Origin of the sequence: Stenotrophomonas sp. SMYL20 (assembly GCF_036320045.1) — a bacterium.
GTDB lineage: Bacteria > Pseudomonadota > Gammaproteobacteria > Xanthomonadales > Xanthomonadaceae > Stenotrophomonas > Stenotrophomonas maltophilia_A.
This window is the reverse complement of sequence record NZ_JAWIRT010000026.1, coordinates 46,930-49,929: the sequence shown is the minus strand read 5'-3', so window position 1 is coordinate 49,929 and position 3,000 is coordinate 46,930. Positions and strand designations below refer to the sequence as shown.

At 68.6% G+C, this 3,000-nt stretch carries 1 protein-coding gene; it reads right to left on the bottom strand.

What is annotated here, in order from left to right; all coding sequences use genetic code 11:
• Positions 1 to 118: 118 nt before the first annotated feature.
• Positions 119 to 2,830, bottom strand: a complete 2,712-nt coding sequence (gene ppc, locus V3B48_RS17830) for a phosphoenolpyruvate carboxylase (protein ID WP_329894162.1) — start codon at positions 2,828 to 2,830, stop codon at positions 119 to 121.
• Positions 2,831 to 3,000 lie beyond the last annotated feature (170 nt).

Here is a 3,000-nt window from a genome sequence, read left to right as displayed (position 1 = left end):
CGCGCCCCGCCCCCCCCCCCCCCCGCGCGCCCCCCCCCCCCCCCCGCGCGCCCCCCCCCCCCCCCCCCCGGCACTACCATTTCGAGTTCGCCGGGCCATGCCCGGCGGATGCAGTGGGTCACCCGGTGTTCTGCACGCCCTGCGAAACACCGTTCACGCAGGCCATCAGCGCGCGCAGCAGGTCGTCATCCTCGCGCCCGCTTTCGCGCCAACGCTGCAGCAGATCCACCTGCAGCACGCTGATCGGATCGACGTAGGGATTGCGCAGGCGGATCGACAGCGCAAGCCGCGCATCGTGGTCCAGCAGCGTCCGCTGGTCCATCAGCGCCAGCAGCCAGTGCCGGGTGAGTTCCAGTTCGCGCTGCACCTGTGGGAAGAAGCGCCCGTGCAGCTCGCCGGACAGCTTCGAGAACTGCTCGGCAATGGTGATATCGCCCTTGGACAGCACCATGGCGATGTCGTCCAGGAACGTACGGAAAAACGGCCAGTCTCGCGCCATGTCGCGCAGGGTCTGTTCGTGGCCGGCATCAATCGCCGCCTGCAGGCCACTGCCCACGCCATACCAGCCGGGAATCACCGCGCGTGCCTGGCTCCAGGCGAATACCCACGGAATCGCGCGCAGGTTGCCCAGTGCTGCGTCCTGACCGAGCCGGCGCGACGGACGCGAACCCAGCGTCATCCGCTCGATCACGTCGATCGGCGTGGCCGTGCGGAAGTAGTCCATGAAGCCAGACTGGCCGACGAAGGCGCGGTACACCTCGCTGCTGGAGCCAGCGACCACATCCATCACCGGTCGCCACTCATCCTCGCGGGGTTCGGCAGCCCGCGGGCGGAGGCTGGCGCGCAGTACCGCGCCGGTGGCCTGTTCCAGCGAGCGCAGCGCCAGCGCACGGATGCCGTATTTGCGATGGATCACCTCGCCCTGCTCGGTCACCCGCAGGCGGCCATCGATGCTGCCGCGCGGCGACGCATCCACCGCGTGCGTGGTCTTGCCACCACCACGGCTGATCGAACCACCACGGCCATGGAAGAAGGTCAGGCGGATGCCGGCCTCGGCCGCCACCTCCAGCAATTCCACCTGCGCACGCTGCAGGCCCCAACGCGATGCGGCGATGCCGCCGTCCTTGCTGCTGTCCGAATAGCCGAGCATCACCATCTGCACGTCGTCGCGTGCGTGCAGGTGCGCGCGATAGATCGGGTCGGCCAGCAGGTCACGCAGGGTGGCGGTGCCACGCTTGAGGTCGTCCACGGTTTCGAACAATGGCGCAATATCCAGCGGCACCGAACCGCCCTCTTCCACCAGGCCGCCACGGCGTGCAAGCGCCAGCACGGCCAGCACGTCACTGCGGTCGTGTGCCATCGAGATGATGTAGCTGCCCAGCGCATCGCCACCATGGCGCGCACGCGCATCGGCCAACGCAACAAATACCGCATCCAGACGCTGGTTGCCTTTGTCGTCGCCCTTCGGCAACGGCGCGTCACCACTGGCATGCGGCGCCAGCAGACGCGCACGCCCCACGGCATCGAGACTGTCCCACGCTGCGTCGCCGCCCAGCACGGTGGCCAGCGCGCGCGCATGCACGCTCGATTCCTGGCGCACGTCCAACCGCGCCAGATGGAAACCGAACGTCTTCACCCGCCACAGCAGGCGCTGCACGGCGAAGCCACCGGCATGTTCGCCGCGGTTGGCGCGCAGGCTGTCGAGGATCAGCTGCAGATCCTCGATCAGTTCATCAGGACCGGCGTAGGCGCCTTCGCCGTCATCCAGCGTGGCCTGCAGGCGTGCACGCATGCGGTCATTGAGCAGGCGGTACGGCATGTCGGCATGACGCGGTCGCGACTGCACCTTGGGCAGCAACTGCTGGTAGTGCGCCACCCGTGCCTGCAGCGCATCGCTCACACCCACCCGCTCGGTGGACTGGCTGAGCAGGCTGGCCAGCTGCAGCAGTTCCTTCTGGTAGCGCGCGAGCACCGCCTGCCGCTGCGCATCCAGCGTATTGCGGATGGTATGGGCATCCACGTTCGGGTTGCCGTCCATGTCGCCGCCCACCCAGGTGCCGAAACGCAGCAGGCGCGGCAGCGGCAGTTCTTCGCCATAGGTATCGCGCAACGCCTGCTGCAGCGATTCGTACAGCACCGGAATCACCCGGTACAGCACCTGCACCAGATAGAAGCCGACGTGCTCGCGTTCGTCATCGACGGTGGGCCGCACCGGCGAGGAATCGGTGGTCTGCCACGAAGCGGTCAATGCCATGCGGAAGCGCGCGGCATCGGCGGCGGCCTCACCCGGCGTGCGCTGGCCGTCGAGGTTGTCGACCAGGCTGGCCACCATCAACTGCTCTTTTTCCAGCAGCGCGCGGCGTACCGCTTCGGTCGGGTGTGCGGTGAACACCGGCTCAATGTCGATGCGTGGCAGCCACTGCGCCAGCTCGTCCAGGCCCACACCCTGCGCCTTCAGGTGCTGCAGTGCATCCTGCAGGCCATCGGGCTGCGCCCCTGCGGTACCGGCGCGCTGGTAGTCACGGCGACGGCGGATGCGATGCACGCGCTCGGCGATGTTGACCACCTGGAAGTAGGTGCTGAAGGCCCGCACCATGGTTTCGGCCTGCTGCGGCGTGCGCCCGGCCAGGCCATCGGCCAGCTCCGACAACGGCGCCTGGTTCTCGCGGCGGGCGATGGCGCGGGTGCGCACGTCTTCCACATCGTCGAGGAAGGCGGCGGAGACCTGTTCAACCAGCAGGTCGCCAACCAGCGCGCCGAGCCGGCGCACATCATCGCGAAGCGGAAGATCGGGGGAAGCAAACTCGATGCTGCTGCGGTACTCGTTCATCGGCGACGCACAGGCCTCGGTCAACGGATCCAGACCCCAAGCCTATCCCAGAACGGGCATCGTGCTGCGATGCAAAAATGGTTTCATCTGGTAGTGGCGGGGGGGGGGGGGGGGGGGGGGGGCGGGGGGGCGCGGGGGGGGGGGGGGGGGGGGGGGGCGGGGGTGGCCGC

Bases quoted from the DNA above. Each gene is read 5' to 3' on its own strand.
- ppc (WP_329894162.1), bottom strand. From the start codon at position 2,830: ATGAACGAGTACCGCAGCAGCATCGAGTTTGCTTCCCCCGATCTTCCG.